The sequence below is a fragment of the Mediterraneibacter torques genome (genome assembly GCF_044591705.1).
Classification (GTDB): domain Bacteria; phylum Bacillota; class Clostridia; order Lachnospirales; family Lachnospiraceae; genus Mediterraneibacter; species Mediterraneibacter torques.
On sequence record NZ_CP172594.1, the window covers coordinates 2,764,504 to 2,790,619 of the forward strand.

The 26,116-nt window shown below is 42.7% G+C and carries 16 protein-coding genes; 1 reads left to right on the forward strand and 15 read right to left on the reverse strand.

Annotated features, from left to right (window positions below; all coding sequences use genetic code 11):
* Positions 1-10 precede the first annotated feature (10 nt).
* From ACH9UM_RS12845 to ACH9UM_RS12890, 10 genes are all read right to left on the reverse strand, one after another.
* Complete coding sequence (locus ACH9UM_RS12845) at positions 11-928, reverse strand: FHA domain-containing protein (RefSeq protein ID WP_009242919.1); 918 nt, start codon at positions 926-928, stop codon at positions 11-13.
* 39 nt (positions 929-967) lie between these two features.
* Complete coding sequence (locus ACH9UM_RS12850; protein ID WP_009242920.1) at positions 968-2,620, reverse strand: carboxypeptidase regulatory-like domain-containing protein; 1,653 nt, start codon at positions 2,618-2,620, stop codon at positions 968-970.
* 40 nt (positions 2,621-2,660) lie between these two features.
* Positions 2,661-2,789, reverse strand: coding sequence for a hypothetical protein (locus tag ACH9UM_RS12855; protein WP_009242921.1), 129 nt, complete (start codon positions 2,787-2,789; stop codon positions 2,661-2,663).
* A gap of 100 nt (positions 2,790-2,889) precedes the next feature.
* Positions 2,890-4,788: a serine/threonine-protein kinase gene (locus tag ACH9UM_RS12860; protein ID WP_238094834.1), complete on the reverse strand. Its 1,899-nt coding sequence runs from the start codon at positions 4,786-4,788 to the stop codon at positions 2,890-2,892.
* A gap of 113 nt (positions 4,789-4,901) precedes the next feature.
* A complete protein-coding gene (locus ACH9UM_RS12865) occupies positions 4,902-11,252 on the reverse strand; it encodes a hypothetical protein (RefSeq protein ID WP_238094833.1) in 6,351 nt (2,116 codons plus the stop codon).
* Positions 11,249-11,758, reverse strand: coding sequence for a hypothetical protein (locus ACH9UM_RS12870; protein ID WP_227077101.1), 510 nt, complete (start codon positions 11,756-11,758; stop codon positions 11,249-11,251). The genes ACH9UM_RS12865 and ACH9UM_RS12870 overlap by 4 nt, the downstream gene beginning before the upstream one ends.
* 56 nt (positions 11,759-11,814) lie before the next feature.
* Complete coding sequence (locus ACH9UM_RS12875; protein ID WP_227077100.1) at positions 11,815-12,540, reverse strand: hypothetical protein; 726 nt, start codon at positions 12,538-12,540, stop codon at positions 11,815-11,817.
* Positions 12,530-14,275 carry a serine/threonine protein kinase gene (locus ACH9UM_RS12880; RefSeq protein WP_370797314.1) on the reverse strand — a complete coding sequence of 582 codons (1,746 nt, stop codon included), beginning with the start codon at positions 14,273-14,275 and terminating at the stop codon, positions 12,530-12,532. Before ACH9UM_RS12880 ends, ACH9UM_RS12875 begins: the two co-directional genes overlap by 11 nt.
* Before the next feature lie 11 nt (positions 14,276-14,286).
* Complete coding sequence (locus tag ACH9UM_RS12885; protein ID WP_009320402.1) at positions 14,287-15,072, reverse strand: PP2C family serine/threonine-protein phosphatase; 786 nt, start codon at positions 15,070-15,072, stop codon at positions 14,287-14,289.
* Positions 15,073-15,132: 60 nt separating this feature from the next.
* Entirely contained in the window at positions 15,133-16,821 is a 1,689-nt protein-coding gene (locus ACH9UM_RS12890) for a trypsin-like peptidase domain-containing protein (RefSeq protein ID WP_004848248.1), read from the reverse strand.
* A 251-nt stretch (positions 16,822-17,072) separates the two neighbouring features.
* Here ACH9UM_RS12890 and ACH9UM_RS12895 point away from each other — a divergent pair, with 251 nt between their 5' ends.
* Positions 17,073-18,509 carry a helix-turn-helix transcriptional regulator gene (locus tag ACH9UM_RS12895; RefSeq protein ID WP_022003253.1) on the forward strand — a complete coding sequence of 479 codons (1,437 nt, stop codon included), beginning with the start codon at positions 17,073-17,075 and terminating at the stop codon, positions 18,507-18,509.
* A 55-nt stretch (positions 18,510-18,564) separates the two neighbouring features.
* Here the strand turns inward: ACH9UM_RS12895 and ACH9UM_RS12900 are convergent, their stop codons facing one another.
* The 5 genes from ACH9UM_RS12900 to ACH9UM_RS12920 all read right to left on the reverse strand — a co-directional run bounded on the left by ACH9UM_RS12900 (position 18,565) and on the right by ACH9UM_RS12920 (position 26,057).
* Positions 18,565-18,915, reverse strand: coding sequence for a DUF86 domain-containing protein (locus ACH9UM_RS12900; protein ID WP_009242930.1), 351 nt, complete (start codon positions 18,913-18,915; stop codon positions 18,565-18,567).
* Positions 18,908-19,378, reverse strand: coding sequence for a nucleotidyltransferase domain-containing protein (locus tag ACH9UM_RS12905; protein WP_009242931.1), 471 nt, complete (start codon positions 19,376-19,378; stop codon positions 18,908-18,910). Before ACH9UM_RS12905 ends, ACH9UM_RS12900 begins: the two co-directional genes overlap by 8 nt.
* Before the next feature lie 375 nt (positions 19,379-19,753).
* Entirely contained in the window at positions 19,754-22,027 is a 2,274-nt protein-coding gene (locus tag ACH9UM_RS12910; RefSeq protein ID WP_004848240.1) for a hydratase, read from the reverse strand.
* A gap of 244 nt (positions 22,028-22,271) precedes the next feature.
* The gene (locus tag ACH9UM_RS12915) at positions 22,272-23,657 is read right to left on the reverse strand and encodes a DUF6612 family protein (RefSeq protein WP_004848238.1); all 1,386 of its coding nucleotides are present in this window, start codon (positions 23,655-23,657) and stop codon (positions 22,272-22,274) included.
* A 72-nt stretch (positions 23,658-23,729) separates the two neighbouring features.
* Entirely contained in the window at positions 23,730-26,057 is a 2,328-nt protein-coding gene (locus ACH9UM_RS12920) for a transglutaminase domain-containing protein (protein ID WP_400091536.1), read from the reverse strand.
* Positions 26,058-26,116: the final 59 nt, after the last annotated feature.

The window sequence follows — 26,116 nt, forward strand, 5'->3', positions numbered from 1 at the left end:
TCTGTCACCTCTATTCCATCACGATCTGGAAATCGCTGATCGCCATTCGTATAATATCTCCGTTTTTCACCGGATATTCTCTGCCCGGAAAAAGCTGCATCCCATTCAAGTATGTTCCGTTTGAACTATTCAGATCTACAACCGCATACCCGGATCCCCTTTTTACGATCTTACAGTGCCTTCTGCTGATCATCTTGCTGAATCCGGCAACGCCGTCCGCTTGCTCCGTACTCTTTCCGATCACATACTCTTGTTTCGTTACAGTCAGACGGATCGGACTGCCTGCTGTCAGCGACACAAGTGTACAAGTCTGATCTCCTCTCTGTGAAGAAACTTTTTCATTTCTATTCAAACTATAAGGTGTACTTGTTTCATCTACTGATCCGCACTTTTCCACATCCGAATCTTCACTGCTGTAACCGGGACGTCCGATGATCTGAAAGAAATCCGCAAACCTCTTATCGTCTTTATCCGAACGTTTTTCTACAGTTTTCTTCAGTTCTCCCCTTAGATGCTCCTCAAATTCCACTACATCTTTATGAAGTCTCTCCGCCACAGGAAGATATACGAACCTGATTTTTCGCGTTGCAGGATCGACCCATATCTTATCTGCCGAAATATCCAGTTTCAAAAGCGAAAGAAATCCGTTTTCTGTCACCCTTCTGACTTCATGCAGAATATTTCCCAAAACAGAAAGCATCCCTTCTGTATCTTCCGCCCCTGACTGGATCGCAAGCGGCAGACAGGATTTCGTATCGTAATACAGTTCTGTCTTGCCGTTATACAGCATCTTCACACACTTCAATAGAAAATCTGCTTCTTGACCGTGCATCATTTTATATTCTGTTATCAAAAAATCTGTCTTATCTTCTAAAATATAAGCAAAGTTCTCTCCACACTGTTCTTCCGTAATCATTCCATCTCTCATTTTCCTGCTCTCATCTTCCTGCTCTCATCTTCGTCTGGTTTATTTTGAACCCGGACGCAAATTTTCCTCCGCCGGAGCGCGGTTCAGTATTTTCAGTTCTCCGTGGTCAAGCTCAAATACTTCCCATACATTTTCAACGCCTGCATTCGGGTCAAGTGTGATCACTGTCGGAGCGCTCTTGCCCGGAAGATATACTTTCACCGTTGCGCCGTACTGCTGCAAAGTTCCCGTCGTTCTGTAGTCAACGACAGAGTATGTATAAACGCCGTTCAGGTCGTTCAGCGTGATCGTCTCCGGTCCGTATCCGTTTGTGTCATCCACATCAAGTTCTGCCAGAAGCCCGTCTCTTCCTTCGCATGTCCGTTTCCTGAAGTTCACGTACAAGTCATCTCCTTTATCCGTATTTCCCCACAGATACGAGTCGAGATCCTGATGCTGTGCGTTCCATTCCAATACGATACGCGCGCTGCCCGCCGCCAGCTCCGGTGAAATCGTAAACTGCTCTCCGCTGTAATTTTTATCTTTCTCCATCTCAAACTCGAACGTTTCATCCACATACCCGTCCGCGCTGATCGTCACTTCGTACACGTCTGCCGCCAGTTCGATCGAGAACGATCCGTCTTTTCCCGACGTAACATGAGTAGAATTTTCAGCGTTTTCTTTCGCTTTAAATTCAAGCTTCGCCGCCGGAACGCCTTCTCCTGTCATAGCATCGATCACAACGCCGTTCAGCGTTCCGTTTTCCGAGCGGTTTTCGTTTGCCTCTTTCAAAATAATTTCATTCCACGCTTTATCGGAAATAATGTTTCCCGACGCATCCGTCTCAACACGGATCAGGAGGCTTCCTGTAGAGAGTTCCACATAAACTCGTTCCTCGTCTGTGATCGGCGCTACTTTGGAACTGGAGATTGCGTTCAGTTCTGCAAGGCTTGCCTTTCCCGGGAAATTTCTGAACAACTGCGAAATCGAATCTAAACGCACGATTTCCGGCATTCCGTCCTTCGCCGGTTTGTCTGTCTTTACATTTACAATATCGTCATGCTCTTTCGTGTTTGAATAACAGCATGTTCCCGCCAGATCTTTATGTACGACTTCTACTTCTCCCTTTCCGGTCTTTACGATCTGCGGATATGAGCCGAACTGATCGCAGTAGTCCGTATAGTCATAATTTTCCAGCTTCTGAAGAAATGCAGTATTAAAAGAAAAAACGCCAAATGACTGCATTGTCTCTTTCTTTGTTTCTGAATCGTCAAATTCCGCCAAAAGCGAACCGTCCTTAATCCCGCTTAACATATACTGGATCTTTGAAGAATTCGTATGCATGTAGCCTCGCTGAAGCAAAACTTTTGCAGCGGAGCTTTCCCCTCTCTTCAAATACACATCTGCCAGTCCGAGATATCCTTCTTCTTCTTTCGGTCGGTCTTTGATCGCATTTTCATATGTAAGCACCGCCAGTTCATACTCTCCGCTGTCCGCATATTTTTCCGCTGTTTTTATTGATTCGTTATACGCGCTCGCTCCTGCCTGCATCCGAAACATCACGATCCCGATAATCGCCCCTGCCAAAAGAAGCAGACCGCAGACGATCAGCAGAATCCGGCTTTTCTTTTTTCCTTTTTCTCCCACTGCTCCTTCTCCTCTCTTTCTTGTTTTACCGAGACGTTTCGTAAACGCCCCTATTTTATTTTTCACGTCCGTTTATCTATCATTTACTCGTTATCTTTTCCGCTATTTACAAGTTGATTTGTTCACTTTTTAGCTTCTCCTTTTTTCTTTGAAGCAAATATAATACGCTTCCTGCTGCCAACGACGCGGCCACGATCACTACAACGCCTGTCACACATATCATGATCCCGCTCATCTTCATTCCCTCCGTTTCGCACTCTCTTCTTGTCTGCATCCTGATTCTGTCTTTTATTTTCTATCTTCAATCTTCGTGCTGCTTCACATCTCACTTCCGATTATTCAAGTTCTTTCATTGTCTCTTCCAGCATTTCCATATCAGGATCTTCTTCCGATCGATCTGCTCTGTTCTCATATAAATTTCTGCAAGAATGATAAGTAAATTTCAGATCGCCTGACACATTTGAATACGTTCCTTCTTCCGACGCCTCGTCCAAATAGTTGTAACAGATCCACATCTGAACTTTATAGTCTTTCGGATAATCTATTTTCATCTCTTCCAGCACATCCGTACTGTCTCTATATTTTCCGAGAACTCGAAGAAGAAGCGCCCTTCCCAAACGATCCTCATATGACGGATCGTTTTTTTGACAGAGCATCTCATAATATGCAAGAGCCTGCCTGTACCACTGATTTTTGACCGTTCCTATCCTCTCTTCGTTTCCTGCCTGATATGCCGTCACTGCCGCTTTTCTAAGAACATTGCTGCTTTCATCTAGTTTCACTGCTTGTGCCGCCGCATCTGCCGCAGAGTTTATATCCCCCTGCTCAAGATATAATTCTGCTTCCAGCAGATAAATTTGTGCATTCAACTCTGCATCCATACTTTTTCCAAGCGCTTCTTCGCATAAAGAAACCGCGCTCTTTTGATCGCCTTTTGCATACATTGACTGCGCCTGAACAAATACAGTAGCTGCCTCATCGATCGCCGCTTCCGGATATTCACTTTGTATCGTCCATATGTCAACCGGACTTCCGTTTCTTGCCATTGCAGTCATATAATCTCTCACATATAAAGAATTCCCGCTGTCGCACGACAAAGCTTCCTCATAATACTTTCCCGCCGTGTCGTATTGTTCACTATAGAAATATCCGTCCCCTACAGCGTGAAGTACCTCCGCCTTCTGCTCCTTATTCCTTTTCATATAACCTTGCAAAGAAGAATTGTTCAGAAGTTCTGTGCCTTCCCTTATTATATTTTCGGAATCCCCTGATCCCACAACGGCGTAAAACTCTTGATATTCCTGCTGCCACAGCTCTTTCCCCCGCTGACGCACTCCTGACGCAATAAGAAAGATTCCTGCCAGAATACAAAATCCCCATGCAGTTGCGGTCAATATCTGAAAGTTCGTCAGACGGCGGTACTTCGGATCGTATTTTTCCATATGCAAAAGAGCTTCTTCCATCTGTTTTGCCGTCCGAAATTTTCTTGAAACGTCCCGTTCCATCGCTTTATCGACGATCCGTTTTAAACCGTCCGCATACGGAATATCAATCTGTGACAGCGCATACGGAACACCGTTTTGAGCATCAGGCAAATACCCGCTCATCATCCGGTAAAAGACCGCTCCCAGACTGTAAATGTCCATTCTCTCATCCAGTGTTTCACTGCTTTTCCTGCCGTACATTTTGTCCATCGCACATCGGAATTGTTCCGGAGATGCATACCGTCTGCTCAGTCCCTGAACTTCCTGCGTTACCGATCCGTCCAGTGAGATATTAAAATCAATAAGGCAAATGTCTCCTTCCGGCGTCACCATAATATTTGCCGGCTTAATGTCGCTGTGAAGGATTCGTGGCTTTCTCGTATGAAGATAATCCAAAACCTCACATAACTCACGCATCCACAACAGAATCGTCTCTTCCGGAAATGTATAATTATGGTCGATATAATACTGCAGATTTTCCCCTGGTATATAATCCATCACCGTATATACGTCGTTTCCTACTTCCAAGAAATCGTAAACCTGCGGCAGATATGTATGTCTAAGCTGCTTTAAGATATCGGCTTCGCCTCTTACATTTACACGGTCCACGCACGTTTCTTTTATTTTCTTTATTACGATCTGTTTTTGAAGATGAAGATGATACCCGATATAGATCACTCCCATGCCGCCTGTTCCGATCTCTCGTATCACCTGATACATTCCGCTTATAATATCTCCGCTTTGCAACATAATTTCTTTCCTCATAAAGACGAAAGGCGGCTGTCCGAATCCGTTTGTTCAGACAGCCGCCTCCTTTTCAGCCTTTTCTTATTTCTGCCGTATTTTTATCAGCTTCAGACTTTTTATTTGCTTTCTTCTTTCTTTTTTCTGATCACAAAGAACCAGATCAGTCCGCCTGCTACGAGAACGATTCCGAGGATCGATCCGATAAGAAGCGGTGTATTGTTGATATACTGAATCCATACACTTGATGTAACAAGCACTTTGTGCATTTCCGAAGTCGTTTCATTTCCTGCCATATCAAGCGCTGCTGCTTCGATCTTCTGCGGTTCTGATGCACCTTCGATCATGTAACTGATCTTTCCGCCTGCCTTTTCAATCTCTTTCTGTGCATAAGTTGCAACTGATCTTCCGTCGATGATTACATCCACGCTCTTAACTGCCGTATTGTCTGACAGGTTGATCGTCATTTCTCTCTCGTCTGCACGATAGCTTGACTCCTCGATACCTGTGATAACAACTGTCGGAGGCGTCTTATCGATTACGAAATCGATATTGCACTCTTTTACTTTGTTGTTCATCTTATTTGTCGCCTTGTCTTCCGAGTCGATCGTAACACTGTAGCGACCTTCTTTTTCAAAGTTTTCTTTTTTGATCGTGTATGTATATTCTTTCCATGAACCTTCGCCGCCGCTTTGTTTTACTGTATAATCGCTGCCCGGCTTCAGTTCTTTCTTCGTTCCGTCCAATCCGTAAGAGATACCGTTGAACACAAGTGAATCTACGTTCACCTCTGTAACAACAAGGTCTTTCGGTTTGTTCGCATATACATCATCAAGGAACTTCTCTGTTGTCTCAGAGAAAATATAGTTTGATCCGAAACGGTTGACTGAGAACATAACCTCTTTTTCCGTTTCATTTCCGGCTTTGTCTTTAATAACCGCCGTCATCGTGTAAACGTCATCCGTCTCTTCATCATGTTTGAAATCTTCCATCTTGATGCTCTCGCCGTTTGCGATATTTGTACGGTTTCCGCTTAATTCTGTCTTGTCATGTTTCGCGCCTTTGATCGTAATATCAACGCCGCTTTCCATGTAGTTTACATCACTGTATTTCACGCCAGGAGCAACTGTTCCGTTATTTGCCGATTTATCTTCGATATCGAAGAACTCAACTTCAGGATCTGTCTTATCTACCGTAAATTTATCCTGTGTGTAATCTGCCGCTGCATTTCCTGCAAGGTCTGTGTAATCAACATCAAATGTATAATCTGCGTCTGCAGAGAATGTTACGCTTGCTGTATGCACGTCTCCGTTTGTGCTCCATCCGCCAAGTCCCGGAGCTGCCACGCCGCTTCCCTGCAAAGCTGCCGTGATCTGCGCGTTGACTTCCGCTGCGTTAAAGTTATGCTCGTTGACTGTAACTGTTGCCGTTCTGTTCGCATTGAAATATCCCGGCGTAGCCGCGCTGTTGTTGTCGTAAGATACTTGGATCGTCGGAACTGTCCGGTCGATCGTAAAGTCGTCTACACGGTTGTAGCTTGATGCATTTCCTGCAAGGTCTGTCGTCTCAAGTGTAAATGTGTAATCTCCGTCTGCCGCAAACGTTACCTGACATGTATGTGTCGCATCGTCAGATACTCCTGCGTTCGCACTGTGTGTCCATCCGCTGATCGCCGGCTGTGTGCCGTCTGTATTCGTGATGTTGAAACGAACTGCGGACTCGTCAAAGTTTCTCTCTATCACAACAACCGTTGCCGTTCTTACGTCTTTGTAGTATCTCTCGTTGAGAGGTGTGTTCAAGTCGTACGTTACGGCGATTGTCGGGTGAGTGATGTCGATTTTAAGAGGAACGATTTCACTATCGTATACATTTCCCGAGAAATCACGGGCATGAACCTGAACTTTCACATCATTACTATTATACTCTGCTGCCGGAATCGTAATATCCCCGCTCCAACTCTGATTGCCTTTGACCGGATTTGCGCTGTTATCTACAAGTGATGGATAACGAACTTCTTTTACTACGTTTCCTGATGCCTTTACGTCATACCATACTTCTTCAAGACCTGAATATGTCTTGTTGTTTTCAGGATCTGTCACTTCGATATGGAGTTTTACATCACCTTTGAATATTCCGTTTCTCGGCGTGCTTAAGTTTGTAATCTCAATCTCCGGTTTCGTCTGATCTGCCACAACTGCAAATTCAGAACTAAAATAATCTACGTTGCCGGCCTTATCTGTTACTTTCAAATACGGAACAAACTGCTCGTCCGGTTCAACAGTAAATCCGTCTCCTGCTGTCCATTCGTCATCTGAAAGTCCTTTAACCTCATCTTTTGACATCGGCTCGTAAGCTTTATAATATTCCTGTGTAGCTACTCCTGCCGTCGTATCCTTGCTTTCAAAAGATACCGGAACATCTTTATTACTGAATCTGTTAAATGTAATTAAATCAAAGAATTTATTCCACCATGTCTCTTCGCCGCTGTTTGTCGTATAAGCAACTTTTCCTTCCGGTACTGTATCGTCTACTGTAAAGAAATGCGGCGCATATGTCACGTTGTTTCCTGCAAGATCCTTATATTCGATTGCAAGAGAATAATTTGCATCTTTCGTAAATTCAAATTCCTTCTCATATATATCGACTCCTGCCGGTTGCCATTTCTTATCACCTTGATTATTTGCATCAGTTACGTAAGCTTCTGTATCTACTGCTTCACCTTCGAGTTCTTCCGTCGCCGTCACGGTAAACGTCATCTGCTTCGGATCGTTTGAGAATTTGTCTCTTATTATGAAATTATGTTCTTTGATGCTGACAACTGCTTTCACATTTTCCTGTGTATACAGTCTGTTCGCTTCCTCTGCGGATACAGAAGTTTCGCTTCCGTTGATATAATACTTCACGGAAATTTCCGGCTCTGTCTTATCAATCGTAAATTCCTGTCCGGCTTTTGTTCCTTCTTCATATTTCACTTCTGCATTCTCATTGTCTGCTTTATCTTTATATGACGGTACGACTTTATAATCGTTATCTTTAGAGAATGTCAGCTTATATGTTACAATTCTTCCATCTGTTCTTTTTGTATCTTCCGTATCTTCCTCACTGTCTGATTCGAACTCACATTTGATTCCATATCTGCTTTCACCTGTATTGATCAGCTCAGTAAGAGTCACGCCTTCCATCGTCTGATCTCCGACTTTCAAATTGAACGTTGCCTTGTTCTCGTCAAAGTTCCTCTCCTTATATTCAATCGTCATCACTCGGCCGGCAGAAAAATACTTGTCATTTTTCACATCATTGTTATTATATGAAACTGTGATTTCCGGAACTGTTGTATCAATTTTCACAGCCTGGCTCGCTGCGAACTTGTTTCCTGCACGATCCTGCGCTGTCACCTTGATCAACACATCATTGCTATTATTATTGGAAGCTTTCACCTTCTCACTGATCGTCTTATGAGCCATCTTTTTGATCTGCTCTAATGTGTAACCTGATTTTTTATCATCCGCGTTTTCATTTTCTACCGGATACTCTTCTTTGTAAGTCTCTTTACCTTCGCAATATGTCTGAACCGTTACTCTTTCGATACTTGATGTTGTTACAGTATCCTCTTTTCCTGTTTCTTCATTTAAGATCTTTCCATCTTCTACATCAACAGTAAACGGAACGTCTGCATTATAATATTGGGAACTGTCTACTCCTGTAATTGAAATCGACGGCTCTTCTACATCAACGATCACTCCATTTGATGCATATACGCATGTATGTCCTACATTATCTGATACTTTCGCAAGAACGATATACTCGCCCTGAAGATTCTTCAGCTCTCCGCTTTCCGCTTTGATTACCGGAATACTTTTTTCCTCTTCTCCAAGTGAAACCCACTGATCTAATGTGATTGCTTCAATTTTTGCATTTACTTCATCAAACCCTACGTCTGAAGCCTGCGGTCCGTCAAGCTTCCATACATAATAAGCGCTTGCCTTCACACCACTGTATGCATTTTCACTTGCAAGTACAGCCTGAGGAACATCGCTTGCGCTGACATTTTCAAATGAATAATAGCTCTTTTTATACTGATTGAAAGAAATAACCTGTCTTAAAGTATCGCTTGCAACCTTTGTCTCTCCCCATTGACCAAACGTAAATCTCGGATCTGTCGAGTCAACATGAACTGTAAAATCAATTTTCTCTGTCTTTGTCCACGGACGAGATGCTTTCTTGAGGTTTATTTTTACATTAATATTTTTATCTGTGTCTTCTTTAAATGTAACTCCGTCAGAGCCGTCTTTTCCTATTAAATCCGTGCTCTTCACATAGACTTTTACCTGATCATATAACTTAGACATCTCAGAGCTTTCTTTTATTTTGAAGATCAGCTTTGTTCCGACCTCACTTCCGTTTGTCCAAAGCTCGTCTGCTCCAGCCTGATAATACAGACGATCTGACGCCGGTGTAGGCTCACCGTTTGGTAATACTGCTGTTATCTCCAGCGCATCTAAAATATCTTTTTCAACTTTAGACTGTTGTTTTACCGTCAGATCTCCGATGTTATCGGGGTACATTGCATTTCCTGCTGGGATTACTTCATATCTGTAGTTTAATCCCGCATTTTCCGTTGTTATATTCGGAACAATCGCATCTTTATATGGTGCATTTTCTTCTGTTACTGCAATAAGAATTTTTCCATCGACCTCGTCATAAGTTACCTTATTAAGTTCAACTGTTACATGCGGAATTTCAATTCCTGTATTCTCCGCATTTTCTCCTGACACAAATCCATTGTCTTTTACGTCTGCATCTTTATTAAGAGTAACTACTTTCGCTTGTGCAGATTGAATTTCATTAAACATATCTAATTCATAATTACAATCTGCAATATCACTTGTCCCAAAATACAATGTTCTTCTCGTAACAGTTGTTTTCCCTTCAAAAACATTTTCACCTTTATAAGTAATCTCATACCATTTCGATGACAATTCTGCTTCTTTGAAAGAATCCGCTGTTATTTTAACTTCATTACTTACAGTAGATGGATCAGCGTCATCTTCTGTCGTATTCCAAAGTGTTCCTTTCACACCTTCGATTTCCAAAACATCTTTTTCAGCATTCGTTCCATCGTCTCCGTTTACGAGAAGTGTTCCGTCAACGACTGCCCCGACTGTAATATCCGCTGATCCGTCATACACCTTAGACGCATCTTTCACTGTCAGGTTTTTGCTTACATCTACAGTGATTGCTTTCGGTTTCGCAACGATGTAATACTCCATTTGTGCTGCCGCATAATCATCAGTTTCTGCTGCTTTTACGATCACTTTCGCTGTTCCCGAATGTCCGTCTTCCTTTAAGGAAATCTTGCCGTCTTCACTGATCGTAACAATATTTTGGCTTTCTGTGTCATTTTCATCAAAACTATATGTAACTACTCTGTCTTTGACATCTTCCGCCTTCAATTCGACAGTCTTATCAATGCACTCACCGTATGTGATTTCCTGTCCATAAACTTCTTCTTTCTTGCCGTCATTGTCTGTATCGAGCTCGATTTTCTGTTCAGAAGTCAACTCATGCGTTTTTCTGTAAACAGCATCTTTATTCACTCCCGAAAAATCATTGTATAATGCATCGTTTGCATAACTTACCGTACAATTTAATTTTCCGAAAAATACATCCTGCTCTGCATTCAGAACAATTACTACAGACGTTATATCTTTTGTTTTAGACGCAGTTTTCGTATATGTGCTTCCCTGATAAGAATACTGTAATGTCACCTGACCTTCCGCATCAGCCGGAAAACCTGCAACAGTTACGCTGATTTTATTTACAGCGCCCTGATCAGGATCTAAACTGATCGAAATATCAGATGTATTTATCGTTTTCTTATTAACAATAATACTTTTTGATGCCGTCTGTCCTTTTGCTGCCGCTGTCACATTTACCGTTCCCGCTGCCGCACATGTGATATTAAATGATGTGCCTGTTCCGCTTGTCGGCGCAGCTGATGCACCGTTTGCCGTCCACTGATAACTCACTCCTGCAACCGGATTTGCGATCTGCAAAGTTACATTCTGTCCGGCTATTGTACTGTCAGATGCTGTGATCGTAAACGGTTTAAATCTAAGTTTCTGATTCATCTGAGTATTTTGTTCCGTAGGCGTTACATTTGCCGTGTGAGTTTCATACCCTTCTTTTGCTAATGTAACGGTATACTCAGCATCTTTTGTCAGAGTCAGCGTCGCTTTACCATTTTGTCCGGTTTTCGCTGTCACAGCCGCAGTATCACCTGTCTGTGCCGACACTGAAACGTCTGCCAACGCGCCGTCTTCATCTGTAACGGAAACAGTGTACTCTACTTCTGTTCCGCCTGCCGCCTGAACCGTCATACCTGCATCCGGCAGTACCCAAGTCAGTACCATCGCCAGCGCAAGGACGAGCGCACATATCCTTTCTTTTAGTTTTTGCTTCTTTTTCATGCTTTCATCCCTTCCTGTTCTTCTTTGTTTTGCCGTTCTTTTGTCTGTCTCTTCCTCTGTCTGTTCCGGCTGTTCCATATATAGAAATACACGTTTCCGTTAAACAGAAAATGTGCATAAACCCCTGCAAGCGCAAATACCAGCGCCGTAATTGCCAGAAAATCATTCACTTCGATATGAAGCGCACAATAGATTGTCGCTGCGATCGACACGATCATAACTGCGTCTGCCGCAATCGCAGGCGTATTACTGAAAAAGCAGATCACTGACGGAAGTTTCCGTTTTCCTGCCTGTTCTGTCAGAGGCTTCGCCTTTCTCGCCAAAAACAAATATGCTACGATTCCAAGCAGAAGACCGAGCCAAAACAATGCCCCCGCCGCATATCCGATCTGTGTAAGATCGCCGTTTTTGTCAACGGCAAACGGAATCAGCGCCGGAGTCAGTGCAGACAGGAGAAATAATCCCATCACACCGAGAAATCTTTTTTTTACTGTTCTTGGTTTCAATCTGTTTCCTTCTTTCTGCTGCAAGATAAATCGATTAATATCTTTTTTTGTTTTCTTTAAACGATCTCATTCGTATGGATTTCCATAATTTCTTTTTTAATAACGAAATTCCATTCCGGTTTTTCATTTGTCTTTGCCTGAACAAACGACGTTTCCATTTCCGGCGTCAATAAAGTTGTTTCTCCGAATCCGGCATTTCTTTGTGCCGCTGTGCCGCCGTTTCTACCGTTGAGCAATGTCGTTTCTTCACTTCCACTGTTCAGCAGAGTCGTTTCTTCACTTCCGCTGTTCAGCAGAGTCGTTTCTTCGCTTCCGCTGTTCAGCAGAGTTGTCTCTTCGCTTCCGCTGTTCAACAAAGTCGTTGCTTCACTTCCTCCGTTATCAGACGCTACCTGCTGTGCTGTGTGAAGCTGCATTGTATGTTCTCTTCCTTCCGGATCTGCCGAATGGTAAACTTGTTCTGTGTACGCCGCGCCGTCTGCCTGTCCGCCTGCTGCCTGCTGCGCAGACATAACCGGAGGTATCCTTCCGCTTGGCGTCGTATAAAGGTCTGAACTTGTCGGCGTCGAATAATAATCCTGTCTTAACTTTCCTGTCTTTGCATTTTCTTCTTCCATCTGCTGAACGCTCTTTCGCTGCGCCCTTCCCGTGATAGCGTTAAACACATCGCGTATTTTAAATTGAAAGAAAAAGAAAACGCTCAGCGCCGCAAATAAAATTGTCAGCACAAGACAGATAATAAATCCGATATGAAGTATATTGATGATCTGTTCACTCTGCATCAGCATCCCCTCCTGTTCCCCGGGATTCAAATGCTACCTGCACATGCTCTTTCGCGCTGCTGATATTGTTCAGAATCTCCTGTTTTTTCTGCTCGTTGATATCCGTCTGATTTGCATTCGTCGATGCAAACGACGTTGTCTCCAGCATCTTTTTCGTTTCTTCAAGTTCTCCCAGAAGTTCGCCTTTTGTCACTCCCGCACGTTTGAAATCAAGCGCGTTTTCATCGATCCTGTATACAAGTTCTTTATACATTACAAGAGCTGTCTCAGGATTTACCACACTTGTAAGATCCCCGTCTGTCAGGCTGACAAGATCGATCCAGTAGTCTCCGTAAGAAGTTGTGCTATATCCGCTCTCATCCACTGAATCAAGAGAAGCATAGTACGCCGCGATACTTGCGAATCTTTTCGACAATTCCTTTTTATCTTTATCAAGGCTTTCGCTTTCCGCCGCTTTTTCAAACCATGTTTGAGACATTGATTTTCCGCTCTTTTCTCCTCCCTCATATGAATAAAAGTACGCCAGTCCCATTTGAAAAGCGAATTCGTCGTATTCTTCTTTATTTCCTTCAAAATAACTTTCATTTGTTCGGTTTCCGCTACCTTTATATCCAAGAACCGACGTAAGCCGCGCTGTCTCTTCTCTGTCAAAATCATTTTCCGACCCGTCTGCTCCGCGGATGCATAACTGAAGAAGATTGTGATACGCTTCTCCTCTTCGCGGGTCTATCTTAATTGCATCTGTGTAATATTTTTCCCGTTCACTTTGTTCCGGCGAGTTCGCCGCCTCTTTTATATATCCTTCATAACTGCTCTTTGTCGTCATCGTCTCTCCGACTTTAAATCCGACGCATCCGAGAAGTGATGCGGCAGTCAGCGAACACATTGCAACGAACGTCCGCCATTTCCTCATCTGCCGTTTCCGGTATTCCTGATCTAATTCTCCGTAATGCTCCAGCGCGTACATCAATTCCGCGCACGACTGATAACGGTCGTTCGGATTTCTCTGCGTACATTTCAGTACGATTTCTTCCAATCCTGACGAGAGCGCCGGATTCCATCTTCGGATCGGGTACATCTCATACGGCGGAAGACTCGGATTATGACCTGTCAGCAGATGGTACATCGTCGCACCCAGCGTATAAATATCAGTACGGGCGTCCGTCTGCCCATGTCCGCCGTACTGTTCGGGCGCTGCATATCCCTGCGTTCCGAGACAAGAAGTATCTTCAATACTTGTCTCTTTAAACTCACGGGCTGTTCCGAAGTCGATGATCATGATCTGTCCGTCCGGCTTCAGCATGACGTTTGCCGGTTTTAAGTCTCTGTAAATGATCGGCGGTTTCCTCGAATGAAGATACCCGAACACATCGCAGATCTGTTTCGCCCATTCCACAACCCGTTCCTGCGGCTGCGCGCCTTCTTTTTTCAACCAGTAATCGAGCGCCTTTCCTTCGATATAATCCATTACGATCAGGAACGTATCATCCCTGTCGATCACATCGATGATACTCGGTAAATGCGGATGATTTAACCGTTTCAAAATGTCGGTTTCCGCGATCAGCCCCTGCCGTACAACTTCGTAATCTTTCACGCCGTCTTTTCGGACTTCTTTGATCGCCCATTGTTTATTTGCCCTCTCATTCATCGCAAGATAAACGACACTCATTCCGCCCTGACCGATCTTATTCAGTATTTTATATTTACCGTCTATAATTGATCCTATTTCCAGCATATATTTATCCTCTAACACACCTTAAGGAGAACGACTGAAATATTATCTTTCTCCTGACGTGATTTATTCAATTCCGTACAATAGACCGCTGCATCTTTCAGCGCTCTTTCCGTCTCCATTTTTTCAGGATTCATCAATTTATAAAATTCCTCTTCCGTGATCACATGGCGGAATCCGTCAGAGCAGAGCATATAAACTTCGCCCGACTTATATTCTCCCTGTGTAAACTCCGGAATGATCACCTCGCTTGCTCCGACGCATTGAAGAAGTACGTTCCGCTGCGGATGCACTCTCGCCTCATCCGGCGTCATTCTCCCTGCATCGATCTCTTTTTGTACAAACGTCTGATCTTTTGTCAACTGAGTCATCCCCTGCCCGTCAATTTTATAGACTCTGGAGTCGCCCACATTCATCGTATAATATTTCCCTTCTGCCATCAGAAGTACCGCCGCAGTTGTTCCCATCGCAATATGGGAAATCTTTCCGTGATCGGCGATTCTTTGATTTACATCAAGGATCAGTTTATTTATTTCGTTTTCCAATTCCATACGGTTAATCCCATCAGCCGTCCTTCTCCGATAAAGAAGTTCCGGAAACTGAACTTCAAACCACATAGAAAATGCCTTGATCAAAGCGGCGCTGGCGACCTCACCTTTGGCAAGACCGCCCATTCCATCACAAACTACAGCAAGCATAACGTCGCCGTAGTCTGTGGATGCCTCTTTGATTAAGACAGAATCCTGATTCGTATTCTTTTTAATTCCTCTGTCACTATGTACAACACTTAAAAATCCCATTCTGCCTCTCACTGCCCTTTACTCTTTTGTCAATTATAATCAGCGCTTTTATCGTTTAGATCATGATGCATGAAATTCAAATTCTTCATCCGAAATCTTCAATGTCGATCTGTCTGTCAGCAGTGTTTCCTGATATGGATTTAACTGAACTCCGTTTACAAACGTGAAGTTGCTTGACTTCTGATCTGCCGCATAGTAATCAGAACCTTTCTTTGTGATCACTACATGATATCTGCTGACAGAAGTATTATCGGAAATACAATAGTTCACTCTTCTTCTTTCTTTTCCGATTGCAAAGTTCTGTGAATTGATCGTAATCTTCTCACCGTTTTTCTTTCTGATCAGATAAGCGCTTCCTGCTCCGTTAAGTAACGTTGTTTCGCCTGCTCCCGAATCAAGCAAAGTAGTCTCGCCTGCTCCATCCGGCTCTGCCTGATACGGCTGTGCGTAAGGCGCTTTCGGCTGTTCCGGTGCACGGTTCGGAGGTACTACAGCTCCGTTCGGCTGCTGAGGCATTCCTGACGGAGGAACATTTCCGTTTCCTGCCTGTGCTTTCTTTTTCTTCTTGCTGTTAGAAGAAACTACGATAATAATGATTACTACTACAACAACGATCACTCCTGCTGCGATTCCGCCGATCAACAGGAAGTTCATTCCGCTTTTTTCTTCCAGATTTTCAACAGCAGCTTTTACATCTGATGTTGCCGATGTCACCTGTGCGTCTGTAGCCTCTGTATCGTTCGCAACTTTTTCTGCTTCTGAGATTGTATCGTTGAGAACTTTTACACTTTCTTCTGTGTAATTTTTCGTATCAACTGCTTTCGCCTTTGTAATTTCACTCTTAAGCGCTGTTACAAGATCTGCGTCCGGTCCTTCTTTTTCTTCCGGCTCTTCTTCATCAGGAGTCTGTGTTGTTGCCTGTGCCCCTGCATTAATATAGGAGATACCGAATGTGTCAAGACCACTCTTGATCGCGTTGATCTGTACTGCGTAGTATTTCTGATCTGAGCTGTTTCCATATGTAAATGTATTAACACCGATTACCGACTTGTTGGAATCTACAAGAGGACCGCCGGAATTTCCATGGTTAAGCTGTGCAGTGTGCTCGAAGAAATCAGCTCTTCCTCCGACTGTCAGCTTAGAAATCGTTCCGTCTGTTGCAGATACGTCAGCCGCCGTATTAAACTCTTTATTTTCGATCGAGTCTTCCGGGAATCCGTATGCGTTTACTGTCTGTGTCTGCTGAACTGTACTGCTGTCTCCCAAAGCAAGCGGTTTTCTGTCATAAATCTTATCCGACAGTTTCATTGCTACATAGTCCATCGTCTGACTCTGCACACTGTCATGGATCGTTGCCAGCACGCTCATGTCACGGTTCGCATATACTCTGATCTTCAGATGCGGATCGTTGTCTTTTAATTCGGATAATCCCAACGTTTCCATTGCCGCGCTTCTGATCGTCACACCAGGAGCAATCTCTTCATTCAAATTGAAAATATGATAGTTGGAAAGTACATACTCTTCATTGATCAAAAAGCAGCTTCCGCCTGACAACGCTACACTGTTTCCGTTATCATCTTCATACTCAAGCCATACCTGAAGCGTTCCGTCCGCCGGATTTTCCGCAGCGCTTATCGCTTTGGTATTTCCCGTCGATCCAGTTTCTGCTGATACCGATACATTCATGCCGATGATCATGCACATGAGTGTAAGAAATACCAACAGTTTTTTCGTTAGTTTTTTACCCATAATCTCTTCCTCCTGCTACATATAATATTTGTCATTATATGTATAATATAGGGTTTTCCTTTGTTCTCAAAGATGTGTCAACCTTTGTGGTCAGCTTTTTTGTCGGATTTTTATAGATTTTTTATATTTGCTTTTATATAATTATCCTGTATTAGTTTGTCTTTCAAAAAGTAATACCCCCCCCCTGGTATTTTGCCATGTGGGAGTATTCTTTTTTACCGAGGAAAACATGTGAGAGGGAGATTAAGATTATGCCGGATTTTGCGACATTATTATCAGAACATATCCACAATAAAAACATCAAAACTTACGCTCTTGCCCAATACTGTAATTTGGATCGATCCAATATGTACAAGATTATAAAAGGGCAACGAAAACCGTCTTCTTTAGAAATGGTAGAAAAAATGTGTAAATTTATGCATTTGTCGCCTTCAGAACAGGCCGATATGGAAGAATCATATCACATTGCCCTGATCGGACGCGAAAACTATTACAGGAGAAAAGCCGTACAACAGTTTTTTGAAGAATTCCGTATTCCGACACTGCAGCTTCCGGCAACTTCACCTTCCAATGCGTCCGATTACGCCGACAATGCTACCTTGCTTCATTCTCATCTTGAGATCAATCGCTCGCTCCTTTACATCATCGCCTCGGAACTGAAAAAATCAGGTGGAAAGATCAGTCTGCTCATCCAGCCGGATTACACGTTTCTTATGAACATTCTTACAGCAGGTGGTTATGCGTCCTCTTCTGTAGACATCGATCACATTATCTGCCTGAACAATAACCAGAACGTGTCATTTGCACGGCAAAATTATAATCTGAACTGCCTGAGAAATATTCTTCCTCTGTACAGTAATCATTATCAATATAACTGTTACTATTACTATGATGATATTGATGCCGTAACTTCAGCGTTTGCTTTATTTCCTTATGCGGTTATCACTACTGAATATGCCTGTCTGATTTCTTCAGATATGCAGTCCGGCTTTATTACTAAAGACCCGGAGTCACTAAAATTATTTTCCTATCTGTTCAGTCAGTACCTGGCGCAGACAACACCCCTGCTTCGCCCGGTCACAGATTTAGGCGGACAAATACAGTATGTCGAAAATACAATGCAGAACATAACCGAAGGTTATTTCTTTCAAATGCTTCCGTGCCTGACAAGGTTTTTGACAAGAGACATGTTAGAGACTTACATTGTAAAAGATCTTCCACACCGAAGCGAACTTCTCGACAGACTTCAGAACTATTTACATGAACTTCAATCAATTCCCGCTTCTGCCGACCTTACGTTTATCTGTTCTATCGAAGGAATAAGAAAGTTTTTAAATACCGGCCGCGTCGGAGAGTATCCTGCATATGCATATACTCCGCTGAACTTAAGCGATCGCCTCTTTCTGATTCGGCAGTTGGCAAACTCCATGCTCAACGAGCATAATCGGCTTTTGAAGCGGGCGATCGGCATGATCGACCATGAATTTTACCTCTTTGCCGGACGCCAGTACGGCTATTTCATGTTTCAGACTTCAAATACAGACCGGATGATCTACCTGAACATCGAAGAACCCGGACTGCTTTTTACATTTTTTGATTTTTGCGATACGCTTGACGATGAAATATTCTTCACATCTGAAGAAGCTTATAGAAAAATACACGATCTGATTCAAGAATACAGTAAATAAAAAATCCCCTGACCGCCGCAGATGTTTCTTTTGCATCTCGCTGTCAGGGAACTTTTTATTCTTTTTTGCAACGGCAGATTCCTTCCAATATTCCGATCAATTCCGGTATATCTTTTTTTACCGTATCATATACAATCGTAAGGTCTACATTTCCATATTCATGTACAATTCGATTCCGCAATCCTTTAATAGCTCTCCACGGAATGGATGGATATGTTTTTTTAAATTTTTCTGTCAATTTCTCGGAATTTTCTGCCACCTGTATTAGCCGAAACATAATAGAATCAACAAGAATCTCATCCTCTTCCAATTTCGATTTTGACAGGCTCTCTGTATGTGTTCTAATAAAAGTGAGGTCTGTAATAATCTTATCAATATAATATTGGTCAGTCTTCTTATTATCCATAAATTTTAATTCCATCCTTTAATATTTCATTTATCAATTCCAAATTAGACTCTAGCTGTTCACGGTTCAGAATATCAACTCTTTTATGAAGTCCTTCTCTTATTGCTTCTACCAAACCATAAAAATGTATTCCGGACACCGACGTTCCAATTAAAAGATCTACATCACTAGTTTCTGTCGCTTTTCCTTTCGCATAAGAGCCAAAAAGATAACAATACTCTATATCATAATCTGCAAATACATCGGTACACACATCTTTTATCTTCTGTATGCTTAATATACCATGATCTTCATCCACAAATCCATATTGTTCTAGTTTTTCGAGCATATACAAATATTTTATTGACGTACGCTTAGCTGCATCAGTTTCATAATTTTGATAAGTACGCAATGGCACTCCTAAATATTTCGCACATTCCGCTTGGGTTAGTTTTTTCTGTTTCCGCAGTTCTCTCAGCATCATATTTTTCCACCTCATTCAAATGCTACCATAAAATATGGAAACGCGCAATTAAAACGCGCAAATTTCGCGTATTTTTTGCAGTTTAAGCACGCATGTTTTGCGTATTATTACTTATCAAAAAACGCAATTTCTATTTCTTTTATATTTCCATAAATTCTTGCACATTTATTATACCCGTAATCACCTCTTATTATCATCTACATAACATTTTCATCCCCACAAACTGCACATCCACTCTAATACTTTCAGCATACTAACCCCCACACTCAGAACATCTTTCACACAGAAATGAATTTTCCGTTACAAAAAATCCCCTGACCGCCGCAGATGTTTCTTTTGCATCTCGCTGTCAGGGGATTCTATTATTTTACTGTTTTATTTTGTTGCCTTATAGTAGTTGATCAGACATCCATCCAGAATAATCTGTCTCTCGGCATCTGTCAGATCCCCGAGTTTCAGCTGGATCTCTTTCAATTCATCACCAACAACATATGCGTTGATAACGTCTTTCTTTTCCTCAACTGCTTTTCTCACATTCGGAACGAAAATGTAATCTCCGTTTTTAAACGGAAGCGCCTCATGATCCGCATCTGTCAAAAATGGAAGCATTCCCCAGTTAATCAGGTTGGAGCGATAACGTTTTGTCGCATATTCTACAGCAATGTTTGCCCAGCCTCCGAGAACTTTCTGGCAGGAGGCAGCCTGCTCACGAGCCGATCCATCTCCCGGTTTTACTGCGAAGATCGTACTTCCTACACCGACATTTCCTTCTCCGACTTCCGGATACGCTGCCTGGATCTTAGACATAACCGGTTTCAGTTCCTCCAGAGCATCAAGAGGACATGTTCCTGCCTCGATTGCTTTCTGTGCTTTCTGAACTTCCTTTGCTCTTCCCACATATGCGGGATCTTTTCTTGAAAGTGCAAACTCTGCAAGTCCAAGCGGATTAGAACGATACGAAGACGTCTCTCCTGACGGAATAAGTTCATCTGTTGTCGTTACCGGATCGTGGATTTCAGATACGACCTTCACGATCAGATTCTCAGGAAGCGCCGACATCTCCGGCCAGTCTTTAATATTCGGACCAAACTGGATCTCTACATTCGGATCTGCTTTGCCTTTGCTGTCGAACACACGATTCGCATAAATATTCTGATCAAAATGATACTTCTGTCCTTTATATTCTACATCAAATGCCGTAGCAGGCGTCAGATATCCTTTATTTGCCGCTGTCGCCGCAATGGAACGAGCATCCATAAGAGCAACAGAAGAAATCTGACCGCTCTGAAGCTTGCTTCCTTCACGGTTCGGGAAGTTTCTCGTTGTATGACGGATAGAGAACGCATTATTTGCCGGTGTATCTCCCGCTCCGAAACACGGACCGCAAAATGCTGTTTTTACAACTGTTCCCGCTTCCATAAGATCGGCTACGACACCATTTTTCACAAGTTCCATATAAATCGGCGTACTTGCCGGATATACGCTGAACGTAAATGCATCCGATCCGATATTATGACCTTTGATGATATCTGCTGCCGCACAGATATTTTCAAAACCGCCTCCCGCACATCCTGCGATAATTCCCTGATCTACATAGAGTTTTCCGTCTCGGATCTTGTCCTGAAGAGAATACTCTACAGCTCCGTCAAGACTTACGAGAGCTTTCTGCTCTACGTCATGAAGGATGTCTGACAGATTTGCGTTCAATTCATCAATCGTATAGACGTTGCTTGGATGGAACGGCATTGCGATCATCGGTTTGATCTCACTTAAGTTCACACGAACACATCCGTCATAATATGTAACCGCTCCCGGATTTAATTCTTTATATTCTTCTTTTCTTCCGTGAATCTCATAGAATTCTTCGATCTTTTCATCTGTCGTCCAGATGGATGAAAGACAGGTTGTCTCCGTCGTCATAACATCTATTCCGATACGGAAATCAGCGCTTAAGTTTTTCACGCCCGGTCCGACGAATTCCATTACTTTATTATTAACATAGCCGTTTTTAAATGTAGCCCCGATAATTGCAAGCGCAACGTCCTGCGGACCTACCCCTTTCATCGGCTCGCCTTCAAGATAAACAGCGATCACTCCCGGCATCTTAATATCATACGTTTTGTTCAGGAGCTGTTTTACAAGTTCAGGACCGCCTTCTCCCATAGCCATTGTACCAAGTGCGCCATAACGTGTATGACTGTCCGATCCGAGGATCATCTTTCCGCCGCCTGCGAGCATCTCTCTCGCAAACTGATGGATAACTGCCTGATGCGGCGGAACATACATGCCGCCGTATTTTTTCGCACATGTCAGACCAAACATATGATCGTCTTCATTAATCGTACCGCCAACCGCACAAAGGCTGTTATGACAGTTTGTCAATACATATGGAATCGGAAACTTCTCAAGACCCGAAGCACGGGCTGTCTGAATAATTCCGACAAAAGTAATATCATGTGATGTCAATTTATCAAATTTAATCTGCAGGTTCTTCATATCAGAAGAAGTATTATGCGCCTCTAACACGCCGTAAGCTATCGTGTTTTTCGCTGCTTCTTCTTTAGAAACCGAAACCTGTGCGCTCCCTGTATCTTCAACAATCTCAGTGCCATTGAGCAAATACACACCGTTTTCATATAATTTAATCATATGAAACCTCCTTTTCGTTTGTCAATTTTACGCTATTTCTATATATTATCATACTTATTATGAAAATGTAACCAATACAGCAAAAAAACAACTTCTGCATACAGTAAAAAAACAACTTCTTCCGGAATCGTTCAGCCATACAACGAAAAGGGCGGGAATATCTTCCGCAAACGAATTTCCGGAAAGACCTCCCGCCCTTTTTCAGGCTATGATATATTTTTTCAAGCTTTATCTCTCGAAATCTTTATTCATAACACTGCAGGGTAATATTTTCGACAAGACCCGTTTCTGCATCTGTTTCAACTGTACATGAGTTGTCGTAACTTTCTTTGTCATACCAGTAATAAGTATTTCCATATTCTTCATCTTTATACGAATCCGTCGGTTCGCCGTAAGCTGCAAGAACGTCCGCTTCTTTCGTTCCAACCGTAATTCCGCCCGGGAACAAAACTGTCAGTCCGCCTTCTTCAAGATCATAATCATCTACAGAAATCGCTCCTACGATACAATCTTTCAATGCTTTCGGATCATCTCCTGTGTTTACCATATCCGCCATAATCGTATTTCCGTTTTCGTCTTCAAACCATGCCAACTCATATTCGCCTGCATTTACAACATAGTCTTCAGGTGTATATTCTCTGTCGAGTTTCAGACCTGTGGCTTCCAGATCTGCCAGACTGCACGGAAGCTTAAGAACTTTATCGTTGATCTGAACCGTATAGCTGTCCCATTTCGCGCCAAGTTCTTTACTCTGCTCTGCCGGTTTATCCGCTTTTTTATCGTCGTCTTTATCTTCTTTGTCCTCTTTATCGTCAGACACTTCTCCGCCTGCTTTTTCAATCACATCGTTCGGAACTTTAATCTCGCCTACACTGTCATATTCATGGTATGTCACTTCGATCGAGCATGCCGAAACATCAACGCCTTCTTCTTCCATCGCCTTTTCCATAATATCCTGCATATCGAAAGAAATCTTTGCCGGAAGAATATCATCTTCATAAACGGCGATCGTACACGGAAGTTCAAGATCTTTGATCACATCTTCGTCAATTTCAGAACCTAAGCTGTCTGCCATACCTGATTCCATCATGCCCACAATGTCAGAGCCTTTAATCTCGCCTTTCATCTCAAAACATTTTTCGCCGTTTACTTCCACCTTTTCTTTGGACATCTCAAAAGATTTTGCGTGTCCTCCCATACTTCCTGTAAGATCCGAAAGTTCTCCCGCCATATCTGCCGCAGAATCATCCATCTCTTCTTTTTGCCACTGATCGTTCGCCATCGTATACACAATATACTGATCTTTTTCTTTTACAGTATACATTTCAATCTCTGTTCCGACATTGGTGCCCATCATTTTCATGTCTACCGCGCCTTTGGCGTGACTTTCTCCTGATTTAAGATCCATGTCGATATCCATATCCATCTGGATGCCGATCGTAGTTGTATCGTCTCCCATCTCCATATCCATCTTCATGTTTGCCACTACCGACTCTGTGTCTTTCATGTTTTTCGCCATGTCTTTTAATAAGTTTTCCGGAGTCGCCTTTTTCCCGCATCCTGACATAAGCGCCGCTGTCATCATCGCTGCCATTCCCAGTGTCACTAATTTGTTCCTACGTTTTTTCATACCTTTTCCTCCTCGTTATATATAAATTTATATTATATACTTTTATATTTTCTGCTCTCGCTCTGTTTTCTTTTATTTTTCTCTTCCTTCTTCGTCTGTTAAATAAATTACCCCAAGCCAGTAATATCCTCCCAGTTCTCCGCTTCCGTATCCTTCGACTACTTCTTGTGCGATCTTCATAAACTCTTTATCGCTTAATGTATAATCTGTACGCAATACCGCAATTCCCTCTTCTTTTAATTCATTTTTAAGCGGCTCAAAAATTTTATTTTTCTCATAAAATTTTCCTTCTATCCGGTAAAACTCTTTGTCATCCGACTTTGCTTCATAATCTTTCACCTTATCGTCAAGTACAAAACGTTCGTCTTCTACAAGCACTTTGTCTGCCGCGTAATCGGGAAGATTTAACAGCGCATTTAAGATCAACTCATTATCGTTATTCGTGGAATCTACGATCCTCCACTCCCCGTCTATTTTAATCTTATTCCATGCGTGGGGAAGTTCACCGTCCAGATTTCCTGTCACAACGATACATTCCAGTCCGGCCTGCTGCGCCAGAAGTTTGAATGCTCCGGCATAACTTGAACACACTCCTGTTTTATTTAACAAAACGCCATACGGTGTAAAGGAATCATTAAACTTTGCATCGACTCCGGCAAAATCGTTTTCTTCTGCATTTTCAAGCGCGTCCATATCGTATTCAGCAGTATCGCACAGATATTGATTGATCGCCATTTCTTTCTCAAGTTCTGTCATATCGTCCGTAATAATACTGTCTACAACACGTTCTGCCTCTTTCGAGATTTCTTTTTGTTTTTTCTTTATTTCTTCCGATTTTGTATCATATTTGACATGCAGTGTCTTTCCGCCGTTTGCGATTGACGCCCCCGTCACTCCGAGTACCATTGGGTTTTGATAAACCGCTTCTTCCCATGCATCCAACAGATAATCCGTATCTGCACTTTCCGGAAATTTCTTCAAACTGATACTTGTGTTCGCATTGAGCATATTTACTGCCAGATATTCACTCAAAGCGCTATTTGCAGTGACTTCATACTTTCGTTCACTCTCTCCCGAAGACTCCTTTTCCTCTTTTTCACTTTCGGTCTCGCCTTCCACTTTCATCTCCGGAGTAACCGCACCTGCACGATTTCTTAATTTCTCTTGTCTGATTCGAACCTTTTCCAGTTCTTCTTTCCAAGTATCAGTATTATAACTTTCTACGACAACAACTCCGTCAAATCCTGTTCCGTCAATCTTATACGGAACTTTTACGATATTTTCACCGCTCCATGAAGCCTTCTCTTCCTTCGCGCTTTCAAAATCATAATTAATCAGCTTTTGTACAAGCGTTCCGTCGCACATCGTCACCCATTTATATGACGGCATTTCGCCGAACGACTGCGTATAATTTGAACCTTCCTCATTCAGGCTCATCTTCACTTCTTCCGTAAAAGGAACTTTACGCGCAATATCTGTTTCCCTGAACATATTGCTTAAAGCAGATGTTCCGTCCTTTGATACTGCTATAACGCAGTAATAAGTTTCATACTCTGTATCTTTCGGTATCGCTTCGTTTCCCTCTCCGTACTTTTCAATAACGTATGGCTCCCGGCGATCCGCTTCCGACACATTATAAGTAATAAACTTTGCCGTTGATTCGGGAATCCATTCTGTTCCTTCTGTTTCACCTTCGACCCAGCCGTCTCCGGATAATCCCATCTTTTCTGAGGACGTCATGCTCATCACATAATAACGCTCTGCTCCCGGCACTTTTTTCCATCTGAAAACCGGAAATCCTTCCTCATTAATCCCAAGAGTAACTCTCGGTGCATTCTTAACTTCTGAATCGACGGTAAACACTGTCACTATCGGTTTCTCCAGTTTTTCTCCGGTTTCAAGATCCACATATTGAACCATATAATACTGTGGAAGATTACCCCAGTCATTCAACTCTCCTTTATCAAACAAAGACGAATCTGCCGCTTGATATCCCGGCGCATCCTCGTCAAGACCTTCGCTCATGATCCCGCCTACACTCCATCTCGGAGGTGTAACTGATAATTCCTTTGTTTTTTCATCCCACTCAAAATGTGATCCGATCTGATAGGTGAGTTCCGGATCTTTATACACATTTACGATCTGTGTATATTCCGTAAATCCGGCATTCATTATATCAAACCCCATTTTCAGCTTAAGCCTTTCGTCACGGGCCACGCCGCGGATCGGATCGGCATATTCATACTTTTCATTATATTTTTTTCTGATAGAATCCGCCAGTTTTGCAGTCTCCATCGTTGTCTTCCCGACGTTTTTCTGCTGCGGACCTCCGCATGCGCTTAGCAAGACTGCCGTTACTGCCAAAACACTGATACATGTTTTCAAATATTTCTTTTTCATAAGCATTTCCTCTTTGATGAACAACAAACAGTTTTTTTTTGCGTTTCTGCTTATAATAC

What these genes read in the sequence shown, in the direction of transcription:
- ACH9UM_RS12915 (WP_004848238.1), bottom strand. Translation starts at nt 23,657, where the DNA reads ATGAAAAAACGTAGGAACAAATTAGTGACACTGGGAATGGCAGCGATG.
- ACH9UM_RS12880 (WP_370797314.1), bottom strand. Translation starts at nt 14,275, where the DNA reads ATGCTGGAAATAGGATCAATTATAGACGGTAAATATAAAATACTGAAT.
- ACH9UM_RS12875 (WP_227077100.1), bottom strand. Translation starts at nt 12,540, where the DNA reads ATGCAGAGTGAACAGATCATCAATATACTTCATATCGGATTTATTATC.
- ACH9UM_RS12855 (WP_009242921.1), bottom strand. Translation starts at nt 2,789, where the DNA reads ATGAGCGGGATCATGATATGTGTGACAGGCGTTGTAGTGATCGTGGCC.
- ACH9UM_RS12890 (WP_004848248.1), bottom strand. Translation starts at nt 16,821, where the DNA reads ATGGGTAAAAAACTAACGAAAAAACTGTTGGTATTTCTTACACTCATG.
- ACH9UM_RS12910 (WP_004848240.1), bottom strand. Translation starts at nt 22,027, where the DNA reads ATGATTAAATTATATGAAAACGGTGTGTATTTGCTCAATGGCACTGAG.
- ACH9UM_RS12865 (WP_238094833.1), bottom strand. Translation starts at nt 11,252, where the DNA reads ATGAAAAAGAAGCAAAAACTAAAAGAAAGGATATGTGCGCTCGTCCTT.
- ACH9UM_RS12895 (WP_022003253.1), top strand. Translation starts at nt 17,073, where the DNA reads ATGCCGGATTTTGCGACATTATTATCAGAACATATCCACAATAAAAAC.
- ACH9UM_RS12905 (WP_009242931.1), bottom strand. Translation starts at nt 19,378, where the DNA reads ATGATGCTGAGAGAACTGCGGAAACAGAAAAAACTAACCCAAGCGGAA.
- ACH9UM_RS12920 (WP_400091536.1), bottom strand. Translation starts at nt 26,057, where the DNA reads ATGAAAAAGAAATATTTGAAAACATGTATCAGTGTTTTGGCAGTAACG.
- ACH9UM_RS12885 (WP_009320402.1), bottom strand. Translation starts at nt 15,072, where the DNA reads ATGGGATTTTTAAGTGTTGTACATAGTGACAGAGGAATTAAAAAGAAT.
- ACH9UM_RS12860 (WP_238094834.1), bottom strand. Translation starts at nt 4,788, where the DNA reads ATGTTGCAAAGCGGAGATATTATAAGCGGAATGTATCAGGTGATACGA.
- ACH9UM_RS12900 (WP_009242930.1), bottom strand. Translation starts at nt 18,915, where the DNA reads ATGGATAATAAGAAGACTGACCAATATTATATTGATAAGATTATTACA.
- ACH9UM_RS12845 (WP_009242919.1), bottom strand. Translation starts at nt 928, where the DNA reads ATGAGAGATGGAATGATTACGGAAGAACAGTGTGGAGAGAACTTTGCT.